The sequence below is a fragment of the Pseudoclavibacter sp. RFBG4 genome, from assembly GCF_002931515.1.
Lineage (GTDB): Bacteria > Actinomycetota > Actinomycetes > Actinomycetales > Microbacteriaceae > Pseudoclavibacter.
The window spans coordinates 199773-223341 of record NZ_PSYC01000029.1; the positions used below are offsets into that span (position 1 = coordinate 199773).

The following is a 23569-nucleotide window of genomic DNA, read 5'->3' on the forward strand; positions in this document are numbered from 1 at the left end:
CCGCGCGGCCCTGGGCGGGCGGGTACCCTCGGGGCCGTGACTGACTACACCGCCTGGGAACGCCTCTGCACGCTCATCGACGACGACCCCGAGATCTGGCCGAGCGTCCAGCAGGCTCTCGAGGGTGACTCTCGAGACGAGGACGAGGACATCGACAAGGGCAAGGACCAGTCCGGCGACGACCGAGACGAGAGCGGCGTCGAGGAGGACGACGGCGCAGATGAGGCCTGGGGCGCGCTCATCGACGCGCTCGACGACTGTGGAGCGCTGGCCTACCTCCACGCCGAGGACACGGGCATGGAGCTGGCAGACGCCCTCGCCGGGGTGCCGCGAATCGTCCGCCTCGGCCTCGACACCGACGAGGTCGGCGACGTGGACGGCGACGTGCCGACGGCAGCCGCCACGGCTGATGCGCTCCTCGCGCCCGCGGGGCTCGCACTCGTGTTCCTCGAGGAGGACAGCGACGCCCACCCGCTGGTCGTCGTACCCCGCGAATCCGTCACCGAGATCGTCGACACGGCCGCCGCGCTCGGCTTCGTCGCGAGGCAGCTGCCCTGAGGCAGGCCTGAGGACGCGTCGATCGCAGCGATCGTGTCTCGCATGTTATCCACAATTCCTCGAATCTAGATTCGAGTAATGCTACGATCGAGCCATGTACCTAGTGGCAGCGGAGTTCGAGGAGCGGTGGCATTTCGATGTCAACGATCCGACCTCGGTCGCCGCTGAACGCGCCGCCATCCTGTCCGAGACCTCCCGCATCGAATCCGCCAAACGTGCGATCGACGCCGAGCAGATCCTGCTCGAAGCGCGTGCGTACAACTTCGGCTACCTCCTCGACCTCGCCGAAGGACATCCCGAGATGGGCATGCACGTGCGGTCGATCTCGGCAGAGATCTCGATCGAGGTGCGGGCGAAGCATGGCTTCGTCATGAGGCAGCTCGCCGGGTCGTGGAACGCCGTGCGTGAATTTCCGGCCGCAGTAGACGCCGTGGCCGACGGGCGCATCTCCGGTCGCCATCTCGATGCCATCGTCAACTCGGGGCTCCTCGTCACCCACGAGGTCGAAGCCGAGCAGACCACCCTGCGTGCCCGCTACGTCGACCTCGCACTCCGCGAGGTGAGCACCCAGATCCTCACGGACGCGGCACTGAAGCGGCTGACCGCCCGCATCGCGGAGGAACTCACGCAGGTTCCGCTCGCCGAGCGACGCAGAGTGACACGCATGAAGGGCTTCGTGTCCGTGACCGACACCGGTGACGGACACGGAGTACTCCACGTCGGCGGTTCCCTCCTGCTCCTCACCGCCGTTCGGGACAGAGTCCGAAAGCAGGCGACGCTTGTCCTACGAGCTCGATCACGGGCACAGAAGACTCAAGCAACGGAAGAACTGCCGCACGGTGCCAGCGACGATCGCACCCTCGGCGAGGTCAGCGCCGACCTCATCTGCGACCAGCTCCTCACGAGCGAACCGACCTCCGCCCCCTTGGCATCCGGCGTCCAGGCGAAGGTGCATCTGGTTATCCCCACGACCACGCTGCTCGCCGACGAACGCGACCCCGGACACCCTCCGGCCCTCCTCGACGGCCTCACACCGGTACCACTCGACGAAGCCAAGCGCCTGGCGGCCAACGCCCCCATGTTCACGAGAATTCTCACCCACCCGATCACGGGCACCGTCCAGGCCGTCGACACCTACAAGCCAACAGCGGCGATGCGGCGATTCCTCGCGGCGCGCGACGTGCACTGCCGGTTTCCAGGCTGCCGGCTCCCAGCACGCGGGTGCCACATCGACCACACCCATGAGTGGCAGCACGGCGGTGCAACCTGCACGAACAACTTGGAGCACCTCTGCGTGTTCCACCACGTCATGAGGCACGCAACACCGTGGTCGGTTCTGCAGCTCGAAGGCGGGGTCCTCCAGTGGACGACACCAAGCGGAAAAGTCCTGACAGACAGACCCGACAAGCAAGGCGTTCGCTTCGTGCCGTCGGCGGATGCCGGAAACACCAGCCCGCCGAAGGCAACGAGTGAGGCGGATGCACGGTCAGGACCTGAGCCCGGGCCTGAGCCAGAGACAGAGGCAGGACCAGGACCAGGACCAGGACCAGGACCAGACACAGACACAGACACAGACACAGACACAGACACAGACACAGGGCCGGACGTCGAGCGGGGCAGCAGCGCCCGGCGAGAACGCGACGCGGGCACCGACCCTCCGCCGTTCTGAGGCCTCGCCGAGCTAGACCTCTTCGCCGCCCGAGCTAGACCTCTTCGATACCGACGCCGCGGAGCAGAAGCCTCTGCTCCCCAACCCCTGCGCGCTCCGAGAGGAAGACCCGCGAGAGCACCTCTTGCAGACGAACAACGAACAAGGCACCGCCGGCCGCATCTCCATCGGTCGCATGCACGTCGGTCGTGCGTCCGCCCGTCGTGCGCTTGTCGGTCAAGCGGCCGTGCGTCATGCGGAGCGTGATGCTCATGATCTGCCCTCTCGTGCGGCACCGGTTGGATAGGTCGTCCCGTCAGCGTAGGAATCCCCGATCCGGAGGAACAGCAACCTGCGCAAGACGGGCACACGAGGCGACACCTCGCTTCGCAGGGCGAAACACGGCGTCACCTGGGGGCCGGACGAGGAGCGAGACGCCCGGAGGCGGAGCAACATGTGCGCATGACAAACGCGCTCACCGTCCGCCACCTCGACATCGCCTCCGCCGAGGTCTCGGAAGTGCTCGACATCCTCGACGCGGAGTACCGAACCAGGTACCGGGAGTTCTACAAAGACGACATCACCGCGTACCCCGTCACCGACTTCACGTCCCCCGACGGCGCCTTCATCGGCATCCTCGAGGGTGACCTCCTCGTCGCCGCCGGCGCCATCCGCCGATACGACTCCACCACCGCTGAGGTCAAGCGCATGTGGACACGCGACACGCACCGACGCCGCGGACTCGCCCAGCAGGTCCTGCGAGAACTCGACGCAGCAGCCGGCGACCTCGGCTACACCCGCATCTTCCTCACCACCGGCTCCCGGCAGCCCGAAGCAGTCGCCCTGTACCGGGCGTCGGGCTTCGAAGGTGGCGAACGGCGCATCCCGGAGTTCGACCTCCCCGTCTTCGCGTTCGAGAAACCCGTCGGCCGCACCGCCCTCATCGGGCACCCCTCCCACAGCTGAGCGATATCCTCGGCGGGTGCCAGCAACTCCCCCGAACCAGCAGCCCCCGCGACGCAGACGCAGCCGGCTGCGACGCGCGCTGATCTGGACGTTCTCCATCATCGCCGCGGTCTTCGTCATCGCCATCGCGGCATTCCTGATCTGGGCGAACGTCGGGGTCATGGCAGCCGAACCGGAACCCCTCGCATCCGTCACCGACGACCCAGCCATCTCGGTCACCGAGGTCGATGGTTCCCTCGTGCTGACCCCGAGCGAGGAGCCAAGCGACACTGGACTCGTGTTCATCCCCGGAGCCAAGGTCGAGCCGTCGGCCTACGCCGCGAAGCTCTCGAGCCTGGTCACCGCCGAAAACATGACCGTCGTCATACCGCAGCCGCTCCTCAACCTCGCCTTCTTCGACACCCGCACGCTCGACGACTACGCGACCGCCGCCCCCGAGGTCACCACCTGGTCCGTCGGCGGGCACTCCCTCGGCGGGGTCCGCGCCTGCCAGCTCGCCGAATCTCCGGAGGTCGCCGGCCTGCTGCTGTTCGGCAGCTACTGCGCCAACGATCTCTCGGCCGACGAGTCGCTCGACGTCCTCAGCATCACAGGTAGCGCCGACGGGCTCAGCACCCCGCAGAAGGCAGCGGACGCACGCGGCCTGCTCCCCGCCGACGCCGAGACCCTGGAGATCGAGGGTGCGAATCACGCGATGTTCGGCAACTACGGCCCGCAGTCCGGCGACGGAACAGCGACGATCCCCGACGAGGACGGGCGCCAGCAGATCGCCGCGGCGACCTCAGCCTGGGCGGCAGAGCTCCAGCCCTAGGCGGAAGGCACCACGTCAAGCTGAGTGAGCATCCGTCGCACGGTCGGCTGCACGTCGACGGACGCGTCGGGGAGGTCCTCCCCTGGCAGGGAGAGCCGATGCAGGACGACCCCATCGATGAACGCGAACAGCGCAGACGCACGGGCCTCGGCATCGTCGACGCCGAGGCCCGCGATGGCACCCGCCGCCCAGCCCCGTAGGCGATCGCGGCCCACCCGGATCGCCTCGGCGACCACCGCGTTGTGCGTCCCCTCGAGCACCAGGGCGTACCTGGCGAGCGCCTGCGTGCGGCCGGCGCCGGTCATGTCGTCGACCCCCGCGCCGATCGCCGCGCAGAAGCGCTCCACGCTCGGCTCGCCCCACTCGTAGCTCAGCAGCCACTCGGCGTAGTCACTGCGCTCCAAGCGACCGATGACGCCCTCGATGAGCGCCTGACGGGTCCTGAAGTGGTTCGAGGTCGACCCCCGCGGGAGCCCCGCCTTCGCGTCGACCCGCGCGTGCGTGAGCGCCCGCATGCCACCCGATGCGAGGAGCTCGAGGGCGGCGGTCAGCGAACGGTCACGCGTGGAGGGCACCCCCGAACTCTAGACGCAGAGATCTCGACACAGAAACTACGGGCGTAGTGCATCCACTACGAGCGTAGTAACCGGCTCCCATGGTCAGGAGGCTGTGATTGTCTGGCGTGATGACCTCTACCGCCATCAGCACGCAGATCCAGCTCGTCTCCCGCCCGGAGGGGTGGCCAAGGGAAACGGACTTCCGCACGGTCACCGTCGAGTACGGCGACCTGCAACCGGGTCAGGTGCGCGTCGAGAACCTCTTCCTATCGGTCGATCCGTACATGCGCGGTCGCATGACCGACGCGCCGAGCTACGTCGCCCCCTACGCCCTGGGCGAGACCCTCACCGGTGGCGCGGTCGGAGTCGTGGTCGAGTCGACCAGCGACGACGCGCCGGTCGGGGCCCACGTGCTGCACGCCTTCGGGTGGCGCGACATCGTCCAGGAGGACGCGACATCGTTCCGCGTCGTCGACGAGATTCCCGGTGTCCCGCTGTCGCTCTACCTCTCCATGCTCGGCATGACCGGCCTCACCGCCTACGTCGGCCTGACCGCCATCGCAGGGCTCAAGGAGGGCGAGACGGTCTTCGTGTCGGGCGCGGCCGGAGCCGTCGGCACCGCCGTCGGACAGATCGCCCGCAAGCTCGGTGCCGGCCGCATCATCGGCTCCGCGGGCTCAGCCGAGAAGGTAGCCCTCCTCACGGAGAAGTACGGCTTCGACGCCGCCTTCAACTACAAGGAGCGGCCCGTGCGCGAGCAGCTCGCGGAGGCCGCGCCAGACGGTATCGACGTGTACTTCGACAACGTGGGGGGCGACCACCTGGAGGCGGCCCTCGACGTCTTCAACCGGGGCGGCCGCGCCGCGCTTTGCGGCGCCATCTCGAGCTACAACGAGCGCGAGAAGCCAGCGGGCCCGGACAACATGGCCAACCTCATCAAGCGAGCCCTGCGACTCGAGGGCTTCACCGTGGGAGGCCACGGCCACCTCGCCGGGGAGTTCCAGCCGCGGATGGTCGAGTGGATCCGCGCGGGCGAGATCGCCTACGACGAGACGGTCGTCGACGGCCTGGGCAACACCGTGCAGGCGTTCCTCGACATGATGCGCGGCGCCAACACGGGCAAGATGATCGTGGACCTCAGCGGCGAAGCGCGCGCTCGTGCCGCGTGTGCATGACGAGCCCCGGGACGAACAGAACGAGAATGACGGGAAGCATCGCGAAGAGCCCGATGACGTGCCACAGCTGACCGGCGGCGACGACGGCCAGGAGGGCCCCGCCCATGCGCAGCCAGCTCGCGAACTTCGGCGTCCCCGGCGGGTCCTTGAAGATCGGCAGCCTGCGCCCGGCACCCGCCCGGCCGACGAGGAAGTGCGCCCAGGTCGTGAGCGCGAGGCTGAGCCCGAGCAGCACGGCACCGAGGATGAACATCACACTGCCACTGTAATCCAGATTCACGTTACGGCCCACGACGGCGACCCCGACACGGCCAACCCCGCTCCCGGAGAATCGAGGCACGATGGAAGCGGACGGCCCACCCGGGGTCGCCGGCGGCAAGGAGCACACCACGTGAGCGAAGCAGCAGACCCGACCAGCGCACCCCGAGCAACAGGGGCAACCCGCGGAATCCGGGTGGGCGCATCCCCCACGACGCCCAGCAGCACCTACCTCGACCTCGTGGCCGCAGAGACCGCCATCGCCGCGGCCGCCGCGCCGCGCATCACCTCATCGCACGACGGAGCCGCCGCCGAGGACGCGTCGGCCATCCGCACGGCCGCTGATTCCCTGCAGCCCGAGCTGGTCGAGCTCTCCCACCGCATCTTCGAGTACGCCGAGGAGGGCTTCGAGGAGACGCGGAGCGTCGCCGACATCGCCGAGCTGCTCGCCGAGCACGGCATCTCGGCACAGCTCGGAGCCTTCGGGCTCGACACGGCGCTTGTCGCGGAACTCATTGTGGGCGAAGCGAAGCCAGATTCGTCGGATGTGCCGACGGTCGCGATCCTCGCCGAGTACGACGCCCTGCCAGGAGTCGGGCATGGCTGCGGGCACAACATCATCGCCGCCTCCGCAGTCGGCGCCTTCCTCTCGCTCGTCGAGGCGAACCGCCGCCGCGAGCTCCCCGCCGGCCGGATCGTGCTCTACGGCACGCCCGCGGAAGAAGGCGGCAACGGGAAGGAGATCATGGCGCGGGCCGGCGCATTCGACGACGTCGACGCCGCCATCATGATCCACCCGTTCGGCTACGACGTCACCGACCAGCCATTCATCGGGCGACGCATCCTGCGCGTGCGCTACTACGGCGTCCCGGCGCACGCCTCAGCCTCGCCGTTCCAGGGCCGGAACGCGCTCGATGCCGCCAACCTCAACTACCAGGCCACGGGCCTGGTCCGACAGCATCTCTACCCCGGTGACCGCATCCACGGCGTCATCCTCGACGGCGGGCAGCGCCCCAACGTGGTACCGGAGTTCGCGGAGCTCGAGTACTACGTCCGCTCGAACGCGGCAGAGACCCTGAAGGAGCTGAGCCTGCGCCTCGAGGACATCGCCAACGGCATCGCCCTCGCGACCGGCACTGGCGTCGAGGTCGAGTGGGACCCCCAGCCGTTCACGATGCCCCTGCGCTACAACACGCCCCTCTCCGAGCGGTGGGCGGTGCACCAGGAGGCGCAGGGCCGGCGCGTCCTCACGAAGGCGTCCGTGCCATCGCACCTCGCAGCATCCACCGACTTCGGCAACGTGAGCGTTCGCGTGCCGGGCATCCACCCCGTCATCGCCATCAGCCCACCGGATGTGAGCCTGCACACGCGCGAGTTCGCCGAATACGCGACCAGCGACGCCGCGAGCACGGCCATCGCCGATGCGAGCGCCGGCCTCGCCCTCGTGGCCGCCGATTTCCTCGCCGACTCCAACCTCCGTACCGCCGCACGCGCCGACTTCGACGCGGCCGGCGGCGCACTCGATGTCGAAGGGTTCTTCTCATGAGCGCATTTCCCTCCTCCCAGCCAACAGCCGCGGGCCCCGTCGTCTACGCCCTGCACGAGAACCCCGAATGGTGGCCGCCGTTCCAGGCCGCCTTCGAGGCGGCCGGTGTCCCGGTCGTCGAGTGGCGGCTCGTCGAGGGCGTGCTCGACATCGACGCGCTCCCGCCAGATGGCATCTTCTGGTCGCGCATCAGCGCCTCGTCGCACACCCGCGACCATGCACTCTCCAAGGACTACGCACGCTCCGTCCTCAACTGGGTGGAGGCTGCCGGCCGACGCACCGTCAACGGCCGGCGGGCCATCGAGCTCGAGGTCAGCAAGGTCGACCAGCTGACGCTGCTGCGCCGCGCCGGCATCGACACGCCCCGCACGGTCGCCGTCATCGGCAAGCAGGGGCTGCGGGACGCGGCGAGGGAGTTCCCGACGCCCTTCATCACGAAGCACAACCAGGGCGGCAAGGGCCTCGGCGTGCGCCGCTTCGACGCCTTCGCCGACTTCGAGAGCTACCTCGACTCCCCCGAGTTCGAGGAGCCGCTCGACGGCATCACCCTCCTGCAGGAGTACCTGCGACCGGCAGGCGGGTTCATCACCCGCGTCGAGATCGTCGGCGGCGAGCACATCTACTCGATCGCGGCAGACACCATTCACGGCGGTTTCCAGCTCTGCCCGGCGGATGCCTGCGCGATCGACCCGGACACTGGGCGCCCGGTCGTGCCCCCAGGTGCCGAGCTCGCGCCGGAGCCCGGCACCTCGATCTTCTCGCTCCGACAGGGGGGCCACGACGAGCTCGTCGAGCGCCTCGTCGCGTTCACGAAGGACATCGGCCTCGAGATCGCCGGCATCGAGTTCATCGAGACCGAGGACGGCCGTCAGGTGGTGTACGACATCAACACGAACACCAACTACAACGCCGACGTCGAGCGCGTCGCCGAGGGATCCGGGCCGGGCGCGATCGCCGCCCTCCTCGGGCGCATCCTCCGGGAGACCTACCCGAACTCGTAGTCGAACGCAGCGCCTCGGCCCAGTTCCGGGTCGCCCGGTTCCGGGTCAGTGAGCGAAGGCCGAAGGCGCGCGCGTTCCTCGCTCGGGCACGGGGATGCCGAGGTTGTCCCGCAGCGTCGCCCCCGTGTACTCCTCGCGAAGCGATCCACGCTCCTGGAGGATCGGCACGACGTGATCCACGAACTCGTCGATGCCGCCCGGGGTGAGGTGCGAGCCGATGACCAGGCCGTCCGAGCCCTCGTACTGCACGAAGTCGTCGATCTCCTCGGCAACCTGGGACGCCGTCCCGACGTACCGCACACCGCCGAGCTCTTGGCGCGCGAACTCGCGGATGCTCCAGCCGTTCTCCCTCGCCTTCTCGCGCCACCTGCGCACGGTCGCGAGGCGGTCGCCATAGGTGAAGGCGCGCCCCTCGATGATCGGCGCGCTCTCGCCATCCGGGTCGAAGTCGGGCAGCGGACCATCGAAGTCGATCTCCGAGAAGTCCCGGTTCCAGACCTGCTCGAGTCGCACCTGGATGGTGCGCGGGCTGAGCTGCTGCTCCGTCACCCAGCGCGCCTTCTCCTGCGCTTCCTCGCGGGTCTCGCCGAGCACGAAGCTCGACTGCGGGAGGATCTTGAGGTCGTCCCGGTTGCGGCCGAAGCCCTCGACCCGACCCTTGATGTCGGCGTAGAAGTCTCGTGCCTCCTCGAGGCGCGAGTACGGGGAGAAGATGACGTCGGCGTTGGCGGCCGCGAAGTCGCGACCCTGCGGCGAGATGCCCGCCTGCACGATGATGGGCCTCCCCTGCGGACTGCGAGGAACCGTGAAACGACCGCTGATGTCGAACTGGCTGGTCGAGACGTCGAAGCGTCCCTCGTCTGCGGAGTCCAGGAACTGGCCAGACTCCTTGTCCGCGACGATCGCATCCGCCGACCAGGAGTCCCACAGCTCCCGGACCGTGTTGACCGTCTGCTCTGCCCGCTCGTAGCGCTCGGCGTGCGGGAGGAAGCCACCGCGTCGGAAGTTGGCACCGGTGAACGCGTCGAACGATGTGACCACGTTCCAGCCGGCACGCCCGCCGGACAGATGATCGAGGCTGGCGAACTGGCGCGCGAGCTCGAACGGCTCGTTGAAGGTGGCGTTGATCGTGCCCACGAGCCCGATGTGCTCGGTGACCGCGGCGATGGCGGCAAGCACGGGAATGGTATCGGGGCGACCCGCGATGTCGTGGTCGAAGATCTCGCCGCGCCGCGAGCGCAGCGCGAGACCCTCGGCGAGGAAGAAGTAGTCGAACTTCCCGGCCTCCGCCTTCTGGGCGGCGTGCTTGAACGTCGAGAACTCGATCTGGCTCCCGGCGTCAGGGTGCTCCCAGAGGGTGTGCTCGTTGACTCCGCCGACGTAGGCGGCGAGGATGATCTGCTTCTTGGTCACGATGATCTCCTGATCGAGTCGGGCCTAGACGGCGGCGTAGCGGTTCGGGACGGTGGTCGGCAGGCCGAGGAGGCCGCGCAGGGAACGCGCTTCGTAGCGCTCCCGGAAGAGCCCCTTCTGCTGGAGGAGGGGAACGACGTCGGCGACGATGCGAGGCAGGTCGTCCGTCACGACTCCCGGGTGCAGGCGGAAGCCGTCGTAGCCGAGCGCCGAGAGCGTCTCGAAGTGCTCGACGAGCTCGGAGGCCGAACCGGCGAACACCGCGGGCGGCTGCCCGAGCGTGCGGCCCTTCGCGTCGAGGCGAGCGAGACGAGCGGCCCCGGTCTCCTCGGGCCCGTCGAGGAACACCGCCACGTCGACGTAGACGGAGAGCGGCTCGCCGGCACGTCCCACCTTCTGCTCGGCGGCCCGCACCTCCGACAGGATGCTCACGGCCGAGGCGACATCCGACGGGGTGACGAAGAGCAGATCGGAGCTCGCGGCGGCGAACTCGTACGGCACCTGGGCGTGCCCGAGCGAGGCGACCACTGGCTGCCCCTGCGGCGGCCGCGGCGTGATCGACGGGCCTCGCACGCTGAACCATCTGCCCTCGAACTCGACGCGGTGCACCTTCGCTGCGTCGAGGAAGCGGTCCGTGGAGGCGTCGCGGATCTCCGCGTCGTCCTCCCAGCTGTCCCAGAGCCTGCGCACGACCTCGACGAAGTCGTTGGCCTCGGCGAAGAGGTCCCCGATGTCCGCGGTCGAAGCACGCTCGAGGGTCTCGAGGAACTCCGCCGGGTCGCGGCGACCGAAGTGCGTGTGGTCCGACCCGATCGAGAGGCGAGCCTGCCAGCCGGCGCGGCCCTCGCTCGTGTAGTCGAGCGTCGCGACAGCCTTGGAGACGTGGAAGGGCTCGGTGTGCGTGGTCGTGACCGTCGGGATGAGACCGATGCTGTGGGTCACGGGAGCTACCCGCGAGGCGATGAGCAGCGCATCCAGTCGACCCCAAACCTCGTCGGTGCGGTCGTCGTCGTGCAGCCGCTCGGACGACTGCAGCGCCAACGAGTCCTCGATGGTCGCGAAGTCGAGGAGCCCCTGCTCGGCGAGCTGGACGAGCCCCACCCAGTAGTCGGGCGTGAAGAGCTCGTCCGGACGGGCGCTCGGCTCCCGCCAGGCGGCCGGGTGGATGCCGGCGCCATCGAGTGCGACGCCGAGGTGGATTCGGTGTGGGTTCGTCATGGTCTGACGCTAGGTGGCGCCTCATGGCGGGGCCACGGCGCCTGACGCGCCCCGTTACGCGTCGCAACGTGGGGACATGTTCGTGGAGGCTCCTCGCACCGGAGTCGAGCATCATCGTGGCATGGCTATCAAGGGCGTACTTGCGCAGATCACCGTGTCCGACCTGGCTCAGGCTACGGAATATTACGGCAGGCTCTTCGGACGCGGACCCGACGAGAATCCGATGCCGGGCCTTCTGGAGTGGCACTTCACAAGCGAGGCCGGCCTGCAGCTCTGGGCTGACTCGAGCCGCTCGGGCAGATCCACGGTGGTGTTCACCGAGGACGACCTCGCCGGTGTCGCCGAACGGCTCGAAGCGGCCAAGATCGAGCACGGCGGAATCGAAGACGCCACTCACTTCCAGATCCTCCAGGTGCTCGACCCGGAAGGCAATCACGTGGTCTTCACGAGCGCAGGGAGCTAGGCGCGGAAAGCGCCGGGGCTACAGTGTGCCCGTGCACGGGAGCCCGATGAGTCGGGCTGAGAGGGAGTACTCGAACTCCGACCGTTGAACCTGATCTGGGTAATGCCAGCGAAGGGAGTCAACTCACCCGTGCCGTCACGCTCCGACGGAAGGCACGCACATGGAAACCATCACCCAGGACCCGCTCGCATTCGGGGTGGGCGCACGAGTCACCGTCTCGGTCATGTCCGACCGATACGTCGACGTGATCCTCGCCGCACTCGACGCCGCCGACTCTTCCGGCCTCGTGCTCGAGACGGGCGACGTGAGCACCTACGCGGGCGGCGACGAGCAGTCGCTGCTGCGCTGGCTCACCGACCTCTCGCAGCACATCGCGGCGACGGGGCTGCACGCCTCCATCCAGGTGCTGCTGTCTCGCGGCTGCCCCGGCGAGGCCGTGTGCGATCTGCCGGGAGGCGCCGGCCCCAGGCGAGTGGATGCGCCCCGCGGGCGGAGGTCTGGCAGCTTCGCGAGCGCGGAGTGGGCGCTCTACCCCCTCGAGGATGCGGGCTCGGCAGAGCGGACGCCCGACCACATGCGCGAGATCTACGCGGCCATCGAGACGGCGAAGGCGAGCGGCACGTTCGTGGCCTCCGAGCATTTCGTGACGAAGCTCAGCGGCGACCTCGGGCGCGTGCTCGAGACGGTCGCGGTCGCTTGGGCGGGGGTCGGGGCGCACGTGCAGCATGTGACGAGTCACCTCACGATCTCGCTGAACAGCCCCAGCCACGCAAGCGGCCAGGCAGAAGCGGCAATCGACTCGGCAGCCGAGGCCCGCGCATGAGCCTCAAGCTGCGAGACATCGTGCTCATGGTCGTGCTCGGCACGGTCTTCGGCTTCCTGTACTGGGCTCTCGTGCAGGCGTGGACTGCGCTCTCCATCGCGATGGGGCCAGCTGGCGACCTCGCCCAGCACTTCCTCTTCGGCGGCTGGCTGCTCGTCGCCCCCATCGCGATCGCCATCATCCGCCGGCCGTTCGTCGGCGTCATCGCGGAGGTGCTCGCCTCCGTCATCGAGGTCGTGTTCCTCGGCTCCGCCGTCGGCCCCCTGCTCTTCGTCGCCGCCGCCATCCAGGGCATCGGCAGCGAGCTGCCGTTCGCGCTCGGCCGGTACCGGAAGTACGGCTGGCTGCGGTACGCGATCTCCGGCGCGCTCGGCGCTGGCCTCGTGTTCTTCTACTCGGCGTTCCGCTCAGGCTGGTACGGCCAGGAGATCCTGTTCCTGCGCTTCGGCATCCAGCTCGCCTCTGGCATCATCCTCGGCGGCCTCCTCGCGAAGCTCATCGTCGATTCGCTTGTGCGCACCGGAGTTCTCGACAACTTCGCGATCGTGCAGGACTCGAAGCCGCTCGCCGCTCGCCGTGCGGCCTGACAGCTCGAGCGCCGACATCTCGAGCACCGATATCTCAAGCGCCGACATCGAGGCGGTCGGATTCGAGGCGATCCACTCGTCTGGAGATGGTCTCGGGCCAGTGGATCTGCGCGTGGCACCTGGCGAGCACGTGCTTGTCATCGGGCCGTCAGGGGCGGGGAAGTCGACGCTGCTGCAGGCGCTCAGCGGGGTCATCCCCCACACCGTCCCCGCCCAGGTCAGCGGGCGCATCCGCATCTGCGGGGTGGATACGCAGGAGTCGGACGTGCCGCGCCTCTCCCGGCACCTCTCCGTCGTCGCGCAGAACCCGAGCTCCTCGGTGTGCCTCCCCGACGTCGCCGACGAGGTCGCGTTCCCGCTCGAGAACCACGCCTGGGTGCCAGAGGCGATGGGGCCAGCAGTGCGCGCGGCCCTCGACCTCGTCGGCGCGGGGAAGCTCGCCGACCGTCGCACGGCGACGCTCTCGGGCGGCGAGACCCAGCGCGTGGCCCTCGCCGCGGCCATCGTCACGGAGCCCCGTGTCCTGGTGCTCGACGAGCCCACATCGATGCTCGACCCTGCGGGAATCGCGTCGGTCCGACAGGCGGTCGACGCGGCCTCTGCACGAGCATCCACGATCGTGCTCGTCGAGCACCGGCTCGACGAGTACGCGGGAGCGCGCGGCATCGCGGGCCTCCCGGGACGAACAATCGTGGTCGCGCGCGGTGGTGTCGTCGCCCACGACGGCCCGACGGCGCGCGTGCTGGTCGAGCACGCAGCGGCATTGCAGGAGGCGGGGTGCTGGCTGCCGCTCGACGCGGAACTCGCCGCACTCACCGGCCTCGAGGGCGGACTCGCGAACGACGAGGTCGCAGACCGGGTCGCCGCGCTCGGCGCCCGCGCCGCAGCCGGCGCAGCCGGAGCGACGCCCGTGAGGCCGACCCGCGAGGCGGAAGCCCTGAGCGTCGATAACCTCGACGTCGTCGCTGGCGGGGCACCGAAGCGCCCTCGCACGAAGAACACCTCGGAAGCGGTCCTCCGAGGCCTGAACTTCCAGCTCAGAGCGGGTGAGGTCGTGGCGCTCCTCGGCCGCAACGGATGCGGGAAGTCGAGCCTGCTGCGAACGCTCGCGGGTCTCGCGCGGCCCCGCTCGGGCCAGGTGCACGGCCCCCGCCCCGGCCTCATCTTCCAGAACCCGGAGCACCAGTTCTCCCAGCCGACCGTGCGGCGCGAGATCGAGCACGGCCTCGGAGCGGATGACGCCGAGCGCGTCGCCGAGCTGATCACCCGCTTCGACCTCTCGGCGCACCTCGACCACAGCCCATTCCGCCTCTCGGGCGGGCAGCAGCGGCGGGTGAGCATCGCCGCCATGCTCGCGCACGACCGGCCGTTCCTCCTCGCCGACGAGCCCAGCTTCGGCCTGGACCGCCGTTCGAGCATCGCCGCGATGCACGCCCTCGAGCGCACCGCGCGCAGCGGCTGCGGCGTGCTCTTCTCCAGCCACGAGCTGCGCGCCGTCTGCACGTACGCCGACCGCGTGCTGGTCCTCGCCGAGGGCGGGCTCATCGCCGAGACGACGCCGTTCCAGCTCCTCCAGGACGCGAGCCTCCTCGCCGCAGCGGGCCTCGAGCGAACGCCGCTGCTGAGCTGGCTCCAGGCGCGTCGCTTCCCCGCCGAGCTGGCGCGCGCGATCCTGCGCGAACTCGACGGCGCCCCGACACAGGTCGCGGCATGAGCCCCTCCCTCGAGCGCCGCAACCCCACCGTCAAGCTCGCGGTGCTGTTCGCCTGCTCGCTCGCGACGCTGTTCATCCTGAATCCGCTCACCCTTGGCGTGCTGACCGTGCTCGCGATCATCGCCGTGCTGACCACGACGAGACTCACCCCGGGAAGACTGCTCGCCGCGTCCGTCCCCTTCGTCGCGTTCGGGATCGGCCTGGTCCTGGTCAACGCGCTCAGCCGTCCAGGAAGCGAGATCCTCGAAGGCCTGCCGGTTCGGGTGACCGGCGAGGGCCTCGCCATCGGGTTCGCGCTGGCGCTGCGCACGACGGTCATCGGCATGCTGTCGATCGCATTCATCGCCAGCACTCCGCCCCGTGACCTCATGACGAGCCTCACGCAGCACGCCAGGCTCAGCCCCCGCTTCGCGTACGCCCTGCTCGCCGGATTCCGCCTCCTGCAGCTGCTGCCGAGCGAGTGGCAGAGCATCCGCGCCGCGCAGGCCGTCCGGGCGCCGCTCGGACGAGACGGCACGCCGCGCACCGGGGTCACCGCGTTCGGCGCTGCCGCGTTCTCACTGCTCGTCGTCTCGATCCGCTCCGGTGAGCGCATAGCCCAGGCTCTCGAGTCGCGAGGCCTCGGAGCGGGTCCCCGCACCGTCTGGCGCCCGGTCGCGCTCGACGCCCGCGACGCGGCACTCGCCATCGTCGTGCTCTGCGCGTTCGCACTCGCGGCCACGCTCGGCATCGCCGCGGGAACGGGGCTATCGCTTGTCTGAGACAAGCACGCGTCGGCTCACGCTCGTCGGGATGGTCAACCCGCCGACCCAGCGCTACGCCGCCGCCTGGCAACACCCGGACTCGAACGGCGACTGGCTGAGCGCCAGCTCGTACATCGACATCGCGCGACTCCTCGAAGGCGGCGGCTTCGACCTAATGTTCCTGCCAGACGCGCTCGCGATCCCGGAAGACGCCCTGGGCGACGTGGCGACGACCCTCGCCAGCGGCGGCAAGGGGGCCGTGACGCTCGACCCCATCACTGTGCTGAGCGCCGTCATCGGGGCGACTCGGAGCATCGGACTCGGGGCGACCGTGTCGACCACGTTCCTGCCGCCGTACGCCATAGCGCGGACGCTCTCGAGCCTCGACCACCTCTCCGCGGGGCGCGTGGCCTGGAACATCGTGACCTCGACGACGGATGCCGAGGCGCGCAACCTCGGCCTCGACCGCATCCCCCCGAAGGTGCAGCGCTACGACCGCGCCGACCGTGTCGTGGCGCAGGTGCTCGAGCTCATGGGCACGTGGGATCCGGCTGCGCTCGTGCAGGACGCCCGGAGCGGCGTGTTCGCCGATCCGAGCCTCGTGTCGCGCACTCCGGCGCCGCGAGAACGTGCGGCGGCACCCGGCCCGCTGAGCCTCCCGAGGAGCCCCCAGGGACATCCGGTGCTCATGCAGGCGGGAGCCTCGCCGCGCGGCATGCAGTTCGCCGCGAGGTGGGCGGAGCTGGTCTTCGTCGCGGCCGACGGCATCGATGGCAACCGTGCGGTGCGCACCGAGCTTCGCGAGCGGGCCAGACTCGCGGGACGCGATCCGGACGAGCTCCGTGTGTGCGCTGCGATCCAGCCGATCGCTGGATCGACGCGTATCGATGCAGTCGGCGTCCGCAGCTCGCTCCTCGCGCACATCGACGAGGGCTCTGCAGTGCGCTCGCTCGCGCGGCTCATGCACGCGGACGCCGCGACGCTGCGACTCGACGGGGACGCCGAGGGCTTCCTTGCCGCTCACCGGGGCGCGACGGGAAGCGATGGCTTCGAGGACATGCTCGCGGCCGTCTCCGCCAGGGAGGGCCTCACCGTCCGCGATCTCGCCCTGCGCCAGTCGTTCGACCAGCTCACGCCGTCCCCGCTCGGCAGCGGCGCCGACATCGCCGACGAACTGTGCGAGTGGCAGGATGCCGGGGCGGCTGACGGCTTCGTCGTGACCCCGGCCCTCCTACCCGGCTCGCTCGAGGACTTCGTCGAGCACGTGGTTCCCGAGCTGCGCAGGCGCGGCCGCCTCAGCGAACCTGCCGCAGCGCCCTCGGCGCCGACGCTGCGTTCGCGCCTGGCCGCCAAGGACACCCCGAGAGCTCAGCCACCCCCGAGGGCTCAGCCCTGAGAACCCCAGCTGGCCGACTGCCCCGCGGCGGCCCGCTGCTGCGGCACACCCCACGGGTTGGCGTCCTGCAGCGGCTCCGGGAGAGCCTCCTGCGGCGCACCCTGATAGGCGACACCGCGCAGGAAGCGGGAGATGGATGCGGTGCCGACCGACGTGGAGGTGTCGTTCGACGTCGCCGGGTACGGCCCGCCGTGCTGCATGGCGGGCGTGACGGCGACGCCGGTCGGCCAGCCGCCGAAGAGCACTCGTCCCGTCTTCCTCGCGAGCCCCGCGACGAGCGCGGAGAGCGCTGGCGACTGCTCACCGGCGGCGGCGTGCACCGTGCCCGTGAGGTTGCCGACATATAGCTCCTCGAGGCTCGGCGCCAGCGACGTCTCGTCGTCGTACTCGACGATGACCGAGAACGGCCCGAACACCTCGTCGAGCAGCGTCTCGTCACCCGCGGCGAGCTTGCTCGCCGGCACTGCCACGATCGTCGGCGTCGCCCACACGTTGCCGTCGTCATCGCTGCGCACAGCGCCCTCGGCGACGACCCGCACACCGTCCGCGTCGAGCACGGCCGCCCGACGTTCGAGGTACGCGCGGCCGATGCTCGGGTTGAGGAGCCGGTGCTCGGGGGCCTGCTCGGCCGCCTGCGAGACGTGCAGCTGCAGCTCGGCCGCCGCATCCGTCGCGGGGACCCAGAGGAAGCCGGGCTTCGTGCACAGCTGACCTGCCGAACCGGCGACTGAGGCCGCGTAGCCCGCAGCGATCTCCTCGCCGCGCTCCGCGAGCGCAGCACCGGTCACGAAGACGGGGTTGACGCTGCCGAGCTCGCCGTAGAACTGGATGGGGCGGGGGCGGGCCGCGGCCTTGTCGGCGAGCAGGCGGCCAACGCGGATCGACCCGGTGAAGGTCCCGACGTCGACGCGGTTGTCCTCGAGCACGGTGACCCCGGCCTGCTGGCCGATCACGAGCGCGAAGACGCCATCGGGGGCTCCGGACTCGCGGAGGGCGCCCTCGACGACGCGGGCCGTGGCCACGGACAGCTCCGGGTGCCCCGAGTGGCCCTTCACGATGAGCGCGCATCCCGCGGCGAGCGCGGCGGCGGAGTCGCCACCGGCCACGGAGAAGGCGAAGGGGAAGTTCGACGCGGAGAAGTTGACGGCGACTCCCACCGGCACGAGCATCCGCCGCACGTCGGGCCGCGGGCCGAGCACGAAGTCCGGGTCGGCCTCATCGAGTCGGACGTCGAGGTACGAGCCGTCGCGGATGACGTCGGCGAAGAGGCGGAGCTGCACGGTCGTGCGCTTCAGCTCGCCCGTGAGGCGGGCCTGAGCGAGGCCGGTCTCGCGCATGCCGATGGGGATGAGCTCCCCCGCCGCGGCGTCGAGCGCGTCGGCGACCGCGATGAGGGCGGTGGCGCGCTGGGTCGGTGGGGTCGCTGCCCAGAGGGGGGCGGCCACGGCGGCTGCCGCGAGGATCTGCTCGAGCTCGACGTCGCTGGTATGCGGGGTGGGTGTGCTCATCGATGAGTCCAATCTAGAATTCGAATCCTGCCGGGAAGGGGTCTGTCGGGTCGAGCATGTACTGGCCCATGCCGGTGATCCACGCGCGGCCGGTGATGGTCGGGATCACGGCCGGCCGGTCACCGACCTGGGCCTCGTCGATGAGCTGCCCGGTGAAACTCGTGCCGATGAACGACTCGTTGACGAAGTCGGTGTGCAGCGGCAGCTCGCCTCTTGCGTGCAGCTCCGCCATGCGGGCGGAGGTGCCGGTGCCGCAGGGTGAGCGGTCGAACCAGCCAGGGTAGATCGCCATCGCGTGACGCGAGTGGGCGGCGGTAGAGCCTGGTGCGATGAACTCGACGTGGTGCACGTGGTCGACCCCCTCGATGGTCGGATGCTTGGGCGCGTCGTGGGTGTTGATGGCGTCCATGATCGCGAGACCGGCGCGCATGATGTCGTCTTTCCGGGCTCGGTCGAAGGGCAGATCGACGTCGTCGAGGTCGACCATGGCGTAGTAGTTGCCGCCGAACGCGAGCGAGTAGCGGAGCGCGTCGATGCCGAGTTCCGGCACCGGGACGACGGCGTCGAGGCGTTCGCAGAAGCTGGGCACATTCTCGATGGTAACGCTAACAGCGCGTCCCTCGCTCACTTCGACGCGCGCGATCACGAGACCCGCCGGGGTATCGAGCCGGATGACGGTCTCCGGCTCGTGGACCTCCACCATGCCCGTCTCGACCAGCACCGTCGCCGTGCCGATCGTCCCGTGGCCGCACATGGGCAGCAGTCCGGAGACCTCGATGTACAGGACGCCGAAGTCGGCATCCGGGCGCGTGGACGGCTGGAGGATGCTGCCGCTCATCGCCGAGTGCCCGCGCGGCTCCCGCATCAGGAACGTCCGCAGGTCGTCGCGATGCTCCTGCACGTACAGCCGCTTCTCGTTCATCGTGGCACCGGGGATGACCCCGACCCCACCCGTGACGACCCTGGTCGGCATGCCCTCGGTGTGGGAATCGACGGCGGAGATGACTCGTGATGCTCGCATGAGAAAAGACCTCGTGATCGGAAGTGAGGGGCCGCCCAGGGCGGGGGGACGCCCCGGGCGGCCGGCCCAGCGAGATGAGGGGGGATCGCCCCGCGGGCCAGACGCAACCAGCGCTATTGCCGGATTGCGTCGCATTGGTGCGGGAAGAGCCCCCGCAAGCAGACGGCAGAGAGGCCAGGAAAGCGACCCCCGTGTCTGCTGCGACCCTACTTGAGGGTGGCGAGCGCGTCGAGGGCGCGCTGCGTGTCGGCTCGCACGCGCGCCTCCATCTCCGGCGTCAGCGCAGCGCGCGGCGGGCGGCACGGCCCGCCGTTGCGGCCCACCATGTCCATGCCGAGCTTGATGGCCTGCACGAACTCGACGCGGGAGTCCCAGCGGAACGCAGCGATGAGGCTCTTGTAGATCTCACGTGCCTCGACGTAGCGGCCCGCGGCCATGTGGTCGTAGATCGCCACGGCCTCGGCGGGGAAGACGTTCGGGTAGCCGGCGAACCAGCCGGTGGCACCGTCGATCATGAGCTCGAAGAGCACGTCATCGCTGCCCGCGATGACGTCGATCGTCGAACCGGCCGCCTCGCAGGCCTCCTGGATCTCGAACGCGCGCCGCACGTCGCCGGAGAACTCCTTGACGGCGACGATGCCGTCGATCTTCGCGATCTCCGCGACGAGCTCCGGGCGGAGGTCGACCTTCGTGTCGAGCGGGTTGTTGTAGATCATGACGGGCAGTCCCACTTCGGCGACCTTCGCGAAGTGCTCGATGACATCCGCGTCCGCAGACCGGTACATGGTGGGTGGGAGGCAGAGCACGCCGTGGGCGCCGTCTTCCTTGGCGAGCTGAGCCCAGTGCTGGGCCTGGTGCCACCCTGGACCGTGCACGCCCGCGACGACGATGCCGCGGTCGCCCACAGCCTCGACGGCGACCTGCACGACCTTGCGGCGCTCCTCGTCGGTGAGGGACGAGTACTCGCCGAGCGAGCCGTTGGGGCCGACACCCCGGCAGCCGTTCTCGATGAGCCAGTTGCAGTGCTCGGCGTATGCCTCGAAGTCGACGGCCAGGCCGGCGGGAGCAGAGGCGTCCTCCTTGTAGGGAAGGGCCGTCGCGACGACGACTCCGCCGAGGTCGAGGTGGGTTGAGGCTGCTTGGGTCATGGGTGTTGCCTTCCTGTCAGGGGATGCTGTTCTTCTGAGGTTCCTGCCAGCTCAGCGAGCCGGATGGGGGTCTGGATGGGTCGACGGTCGACGATGCCCTCGTCGAGACCACGCCCGATCACCGTCTCGATGAGCTCCTCGGCACTGCGGCCGCAGATGCGGGCCTGGCAGATGCCGAGACCGGCTCGAGTGGAGAGCTTCTGGGAGCGCAGACTGTGCGAGTGCGTGGCGGCGGCCTTCCGCCGCAGCTGACCGGCGGTCACCTCTTCGCAGCGGCACACGATGGTGTCCTCGCGCAGCCACTCCTGCCAGCCCGGCCGCACGCCGTGCGCCGCCTCGATGCGCGCCGCGAACGACCCGAAGATGGCGCGCTTGCGCTGGGCTGCGCTGATCTGAGGGTCGCTGGACGCACCACCCGCCGCGCAGTGCCCGGCCACGCGCCCCTCGGCGAGGGAGAGGTCGACACCGCCGATGCCCGTCACCTCGCCCGCCGCGTACACGTCGGAGGTGCTCGTGGCGCAGGACTCGTCGATGATCACGAACCGGCTGTCGTCGAGCGCGCAGCCAGCCGCGATCGCCACCTCGAGCCGCGGGGTGAAGCCGTGCGTCACGCAGACGGCGTCGCACGCGACCTCTCGCTCACTGCCGGCGATGGGCCGCCACTGAGCGTCGACGCTCATGATCGTGACGCGCTCGACGCGCCCCTCCCCGTGCGCCTCGACGACAGCTTCGCCGACTCGGTACGGAATGCGGTGCCGCAGCTGACCGGCGACGTAGCCGAAGAGCTCCTGCACCTTGCCAGGGGCACCCGCGAGCTGCCACGGCTTGGGCAGCCAGCCCGAAGCGAGACGGGGGATGCGGTTGGCCTCGACGACCTCCACGACCTTGGAGCCGACCTGGGCGAGTGAGGCCGCGACGGGGAGAAGGAACGGACCCGCGCCGGCGACCACGACGGTGTCGCCGACCGCGATGCGCTCGCTCTTCGCGAAGGCCTGAGCGGCACCCCCGGTGTAGACGCCGGGGAGGTCCCAGCCGGGAAACGGGAGGGTGCGGTCGTGGGCACCTGTCGCGACCACAACCGCATCGGGCTCGAGGGTCGAGCGCACGCGGTCGGCCGCATCGGACGTGCCGGTGAGCAGCTCCAGCGCGGGCAGCCCGACGGCCCACACGCTCGTCTCGCTGAGCAGGGTGATCCGGGCGTGCGAGCGGACACGTCGGTCGAGATCCAGGAACGCCGTCCAGCCGTGGTGCATCGCAGCCTGCCCCTCGCCATCGCGCTCCTTCGGCAGGTGACGCCAGTACTGGCCGCCGAGCTCCCGACTCGACTCGATGAGCGTCACGCGGGCCCCGGCCTCCGCTGCGGCCAGTGCGGCCGCGAGACCTGCGGGACCCCCGCCGACGACGGCGACGTGGCGCTCCGTCGACTCCTTGGGCTGCCTCGAGCTCATTGAGAACTCACCTCATCCCCCTCGCAGGCGCGCCTCTGGCACGCTCGGACGTCCGGCACGCCGTCCACCGTGACGAGGCAGTCGAAGCACACGCCGATGCCGCAGAACAGGCCGCGCGGCTTTCCCGCGACGGCGGTCTCGCGCCAGGAGACCCGACCGGAGCCGAGCAGGACGCCGGCGATGCTCTGCCCCTCGAGACCTTCCACTGTCTCACCGTCGACGGTGATGCGCACGGGCTTGTCGGCGCGCTCGCTCATGCGACCGCCTCCAGTTCTCCGGCGAGCGTCGCGCGGGTCGGTGAGAACAGGGCTGCATCGATCTGCGTCGATCTGCCGTCCATGAGATCCCCGATCAGCGACGCCGTGGGCAGTGAGAGGCCGATGCCGGCCCCCTCGTGGCCGGTGGCGTGCCAGAGGCCAGGCAGGCGCGCATCCTGGCCGATGAGCGGCAGGTGGTCCGGCATGAAGGGGCGGAAGCCCGAGTAGCTGCGGATGACGGCCGTCTGGGCGAGGAAGGGGAAGATCGAGATCGCCTTCACGGCGAGCTGGCCGAGCACGTTCGCGCGGAACGCATCGTCGAAGCCGACCTGCTCGCGACTCGAGCCGATGAGCACCGTGCCACCGGGAGTCGACTCGACGACGCTCGAGGTCATGAGCCCCGCGTCGCCGGACCCGACGGCACCGACGTAGTCCGCGTCGTACACCTTGTGGAAGACGCGCTGGGGCATCTTCGCCGTGACGAGGACGACTCCGCGGCGCGGACGAACGGGGAGTGGCACGCCGAGGGTCGCGGAGACCTCGCCGGACCACGGGCCGGCGGCCACGACGATCTCAGCGCCGCGGACGTCGCCGGCCGAGGTGCGGACGCCGACGAGGCGGTCCCTCTCACGGATCGCGCCCACCACATCGTGATGCTCGAGGATGCTCGCCCCGCGCGCCCTCGCGAGGGCGACGAGCGCTTCGGTCGCGATCGTCGGCTGCACCTGACTGTCGCCCGGATACCAGACGGCTGCGGTCATCCGCTCGGTGATCCACGGCTCGAGCTCTCGAGCCTCGGCGTGCGTGAGGGGCTCCGCCGCGACCTGCGCGTCGCGCTGCGTGGACGCGAAGTCCAGAAGGGCAGCCGCTCCCCCGTCGGTCGTCGCGACGACGAGGCCGCCCTTGGCTTCGAACTCGATGTCGGGAAAATCGTGGCCGAGCTCGTCGCGGAAGGTTCCGGCGAGCGTCGACCAGGCTGCGTTGGCGAGCTTCGAGAGCTCGAGCTCGGCGCCTGGCCCCTTGTCGGAGACGAGCAGGTTGCCTTCGCAGTGAGCGCTTGTGCCGCTCGCGACGCGACCGCGTTCGACGAGCGCGACTCGCCGACCACGGCCGGCGAGCTCGGCAGCGCAGGCCGCTCCGATGATGCCACCGCCGATGATCACGACGTCGTACCTGCCCATCTCGCACCTCCTGTCAGTAATATGTCACACACCATCAACTGGTGCAAGCCTGGCCCGCCCCGCAATCGGGACGGGCCAGCGGGGCGTCCATCCGCGACCGGCCAGCAGAACCACGACCGGCCAGCGGGG

Annotated in this window: 24 protein-coding genes and 1 riboswitch; of the genes, 13 read left to right on the forward strand and 11 right to left on the reverse strand. The window is 69.8% G+C overall.

From position 1 onward, the window contains the following. The first annotated feature begins 36 nt into the window (after positions 1-36). Together C5E10_RS12300 and C5E10_RS12305 are read left to right on the forward strand one after the other, a co-directional pair. Positions 37-558 carry a hypothetical protein gene (locus C5E10_RS12300; RefSeq protein ID WP_104331858.1) on the forward strand — a complete coding sequence of 174 codons (522 nt, stop codon included), beginning with the start codon at positions 37-39 and terminating at the stop codon, positions 556-558. Positions 559-652: 94 nt separating this feature from the next. Continuing rightward, positions 653-2227 carry an HNH endonuclease signature motif containing protein gene (locus C5E10_RS12305; RefSeq protein ID WP_104331859.1) on the forward strand — a complete coding sequence of 525 codons (1575 nt, stop codon included), beginning with the start codon at positions 653-655 and terminating at the stop codon, positions 2225-2227. 34 nt (positions 2228-2261) lie between these two features. On the opposite strand, the gene C5E10_RS12310 is transcribed toward C5E10_RS12305, so the two are convergent. After that, the gene (locus C5E10_RS12310) at positions 2262-2480 is read right to left on the reverse strand and encodes a hypothetical protein (protein WP_104331860.1); all 219 of its coding nucleotides are present in this window, start codon (positions 2478-2480) and stop codon (positions 2262-2264) included. Positions 2481-2668: 188 nt separating this feature from the next. On the opposite strand from C5E10_RS12310, the gene C5E10_RS12315 reads away from it, so the two are divergent. Together C5E10_RS12315 and C5E10_RS12320 are read left to right on the forward strand one after the other, a co-directional pair. After that, positions 2669-3172, forward strand: coding sequence for a GNAT family N-acetyltransferase (locus C5E10_RS12315; RefSeq protein ID WP_104331861.1), 504 nt, complete (start codon positions 2669-2671; stop codon positions 3170-3172). Positions 3173-3188: 16 nt separating this feature from the next. Beyond that, the gene (locus tag C5E10_RS12320) at positions 3189-3983 is read left to right on the forward strand and encodes an alpha/beta hydrolase (protein ID WP_258071108.1); all 795 of its coding nucleotides are present in this window, start codon (positions 3189-3191) and stop codon (positions 3981-3983) included. Here the strand turns inward: C5E10_RS12320 and C5E10_RS19190 are convergent. After that, positions 3980-4558: a TetR/AcrR family transcriptional regulator gene (locus C5E10_RS19190; RefSeq protein WP_181062752.1), complete on the reverse strand. Its 579-nt coding sequence runs from the start codon at positions 4556-4558 to the stop codon at positions 3980-3982. The two genes, C5E10_RS12320 and C5E10_RS19190, sit on opposite strands and share 4 nt — an antisense overlap. A 110-nt stretch (positions 4559-4668) precedes the next feature. Between C5E10_RS19190 and C5E10_RS12330 the strand changes: the two genes are divergently transcribed. Further along, entirely contained in the window at positions 4669-5715 is a 1047-nt protein-coding gene (locus C5E10_RS12330; protein ID WP_104331862.1) for an NADP-dependent oxidoreductase, read from the forward strand. On the opposite strand, the gene C5E10_RS12335 is transcribed toward C5E10_RS12330, so the two are convergent. Beyond that, positions 5678-5971 (reverse strand): hypothetical protein, encoded by a 294-nt coding sequence (locus C5E10_RS12335; protein WP_146080260.1) that lies wholly within the window; start codon positions 5969-5971, stop codon positions 5678-5680. The genes C5E10_RS12330 and C5E10_RS12335 overlap by 38 nt on opposite strands. A gap of 135 nt (positions 5972-6106) precedes the next feature. On the opposite strand from C5E10_RS12335, the gene C5E10_RS12340 reads away from it, so the two are divergent. Both C5E10_RS12340 and C5E10_RS12345 read left to right on the forward strand, forming a co-directional pair. Further along, on the forward strand, positions 6107-7519 hold the full coding sequence (locus C5E10_RS12340; protein WP_258071109.1) for a M20 family metallopeptidase: 1413 nt from the start codon (positions 6107-6109) through the stop codon (positions 7517-7519). Beyond that, complete coding sequence (locus C5E10_RS12345; protein ID WP_104331864.1) at positions 7516-8520, forward strand: RimK family alpha-L-glutamate ligase; 1005 nt, start codon at positions 7516-7518, stop codon at positions 8518-8520. Before C5E10_RS12340 ends, C5E10_RS12345 begins: the two co-directional genes overlap by 4 nt. A gap of 45 nt (positions 8521-8565) precedes the next feature. On the opposite strand, the gene C5E10_RS12350 is transcribed toward C5E10_RS12345, so the two are convergent. Both C5E10_RS12350 and C5E10_RS12355 read right to left on the reverse strand, forming a co-directional pair. Further along, a complete protein-coding gene (locus C5E10_RS12350) occupies positions 8566-9933 on the reverse strand; it encodes an NtaA/DmoA family FMN-dependent monooxygenase (protein ID WP_308471715.1) in 1368 nt (455 codons plus the stop codon). Between the two features lie 24 nt (positions 9934-9957). After that, positions 9958-11151, reverse strand: a complete 1194-nt coding sequence (locus C5E10_RS12355) for an LLM class flavin-dependent oxidoreductase (RefSeq protein ID WP_104331866.1) — start codon at positions 11149-11151, stop codon at positions 9958-9960. A gap of 121 nt (positions 11152-11272) precedes the next feature. Here C5E10_RS12355 and C5E10_RS12360 point away from each other — a divergent pair, with 121 nt between their 5' ends. From C5E10_RS12360 to C5E10_RS12385, 6 genes are all read left to right on the forward strand, one after another. After that, positions 11273-11614 (forward strand): VOC family protein, encoded by a 342-nt coding sequence (locus C5E10_RS12360; protein ID WP_104331904.1) that lies wholly within the window; start codon positions 11273-11275, stop codon positions 11612-11614. Between the two features lie 25 nt (positions 11615-11639). Further along, positions 11640-11749: riboswitch (TPP riboswitch) on the forward strand. A gap of 25 nt (positions 11750-11774) precedes the next feature. After that, positions 11775-12437, forward strand: coding sequence for a YkoF family thiamine/hydroxymethylpyrimidine-binding protein (locus C5E10_RS12365; protein ID WP_104331867.1), 663 nt, complete (start codon positions 11775-11777; stop codon positions 12435-12437). After that, complete coding sequence (locus C5E10_RS12370; protein ID WP_104331868.1) at positions 12434-13024, forward strand: ECF transporter S component; 591 nt, start codon at positions 12434-12436, stop codon at positions 13022-13024. Before C5E10_RS12365 ends, C5E10_RS12370 begins: the two co-directional genes overlap by 4 nt. Further along, positions 13014-14738 carry an ABC transporter ATP-binding protein gene (locus C5E10_RS12375; protein ID WP_146080261.1) on the forward strand — a complete coding sequence of 575 codons (1725 nt, stop codon included), beginning with the start codon at positions 13014-13016 and terminating at the stop codon, positions 14736-14738. The genes C5E10_RS12370 and C5E10_RS12375 overlap by 11 nt, the downstream gene beginning before the upstream one ends. Beyond that, on the forward strand, positions 14735-15499 hold the full coding sequence (locus tag C5E10_RS12380) for an energy-coupling factor transporter transmembrane protein EcfT (RefSeq protein ID WP_104331870.1): 765 nt from the start codon (positions 14735-14737) through the stop codon (positions 15497-15499). The genes C5E10_RS12375 and C5E10_RS12380 overlap by 4 nt, the downstream gene beginning before the upstream one ends. Beyond that, a complete protein-coding gene (locus tag C5E10_RS12385) occupies positions 15492-16877 on the forward strand; it encodes an NtaA/DmoA family FMN-dependent monooxygenase (protein ID WP_258071110.1) in 1386 nt (461 codons plus the stop codon). The genes C5E10_RS12380 and C5E10_RS12385 overlap by 8 nt, the downstream gene beginning before the upstream one ends. On the opposite strand, the gene C5E10_RS12390 is transcribed toward C5E10_RS12385, so the two are convergent. The 6 genes from C5E10_RS12390 to C5E10_RS12415 all read right to left on the reverse strand — a co-directional run bounded on the left by C5E10_RS12390 (position 16868) and on the right by C5E10_RS12415 (position 23440). Next, positions 16868-18385, reverse strand: a complete 1518-nt coding sequence (locus C5E10_RS12390) for an aldehyde dehydrogenase family protein (RefSeq protein ID WP_104331905.1) — start codon at positions 18383-18385, stop codon at positions 16868-16870. The two genes, C5E10_RS12385 and C5E10_RS12390, sit on opposite strands and share 10 nt — an antisense overlap. A 13-nt stretch (positions 18386-18398) precedes the next feature. Then, positions 18399-19406 carry a proline racemase family protein gene (locus C5E10_RS12395; RefSeq protein WP_104331872.1) on the reverse strand — a complete coding sequence of 336 codons (1008 nt, stop codon included), beginning with the start codon at positions 19404-19406 and terminating at the stop codon, positions 18399-18401. A 206-nt stretch (positions 19407-19612) separates the two neighbouring features. Continuing rightward, positions 19613-20554, reverse strand: a complete 942-nt coding sequence (locus tag C5E10_RS12400) for a dihydrodipicolinate synthase family protein (protein ID WP_104331873.1) — start codon at positions 20552-20554, stop codon at positions 19613-19615. Further along, complete coding sequence (locus tag C5E10_RS12405) at positions 20551-22002, reverse strand: FAD-dependent oxidoreductase (RefSeq protein WP_104331874.1); 1452 nt, start codon at positions 22000-22002, stop codon at positions 20551-20553. Before C5E10_RS12405 ends, C5E10_RS12400 begins: the two co-directional genes overlap by 4 nt. After that, positions 21999-22259, reverse strand: a complete 261-nt coding sequence (locus tag C5E10_RS12410) for a (2Fe-2S)-binding protein (RefSeq protein ID WP_104242754.1) — start codon at positions 22257-22259, stop codon at positions 21999-22001. The genes C5E10_RS12405 and C5E10_RS12410 overlap by 4 nt, the downstream gene beginning before the upstream one ends. Next, positions 22256-23440, reverse strand: coding sequence for an FAD-binding oxidoreductase (locus C5E10_RS12415; protein WP_104331875.1), 1185 nt, complete (start codon positions 23438-23440; stop codon positions 22256-22258). The genes C5E10_RS12410 and C5E10_RS12415 overlap by 4 nt, the downstream gene beginning before the upstream one ends. Positions 23441-23569 lie beyond the last annotated feature (129 nt).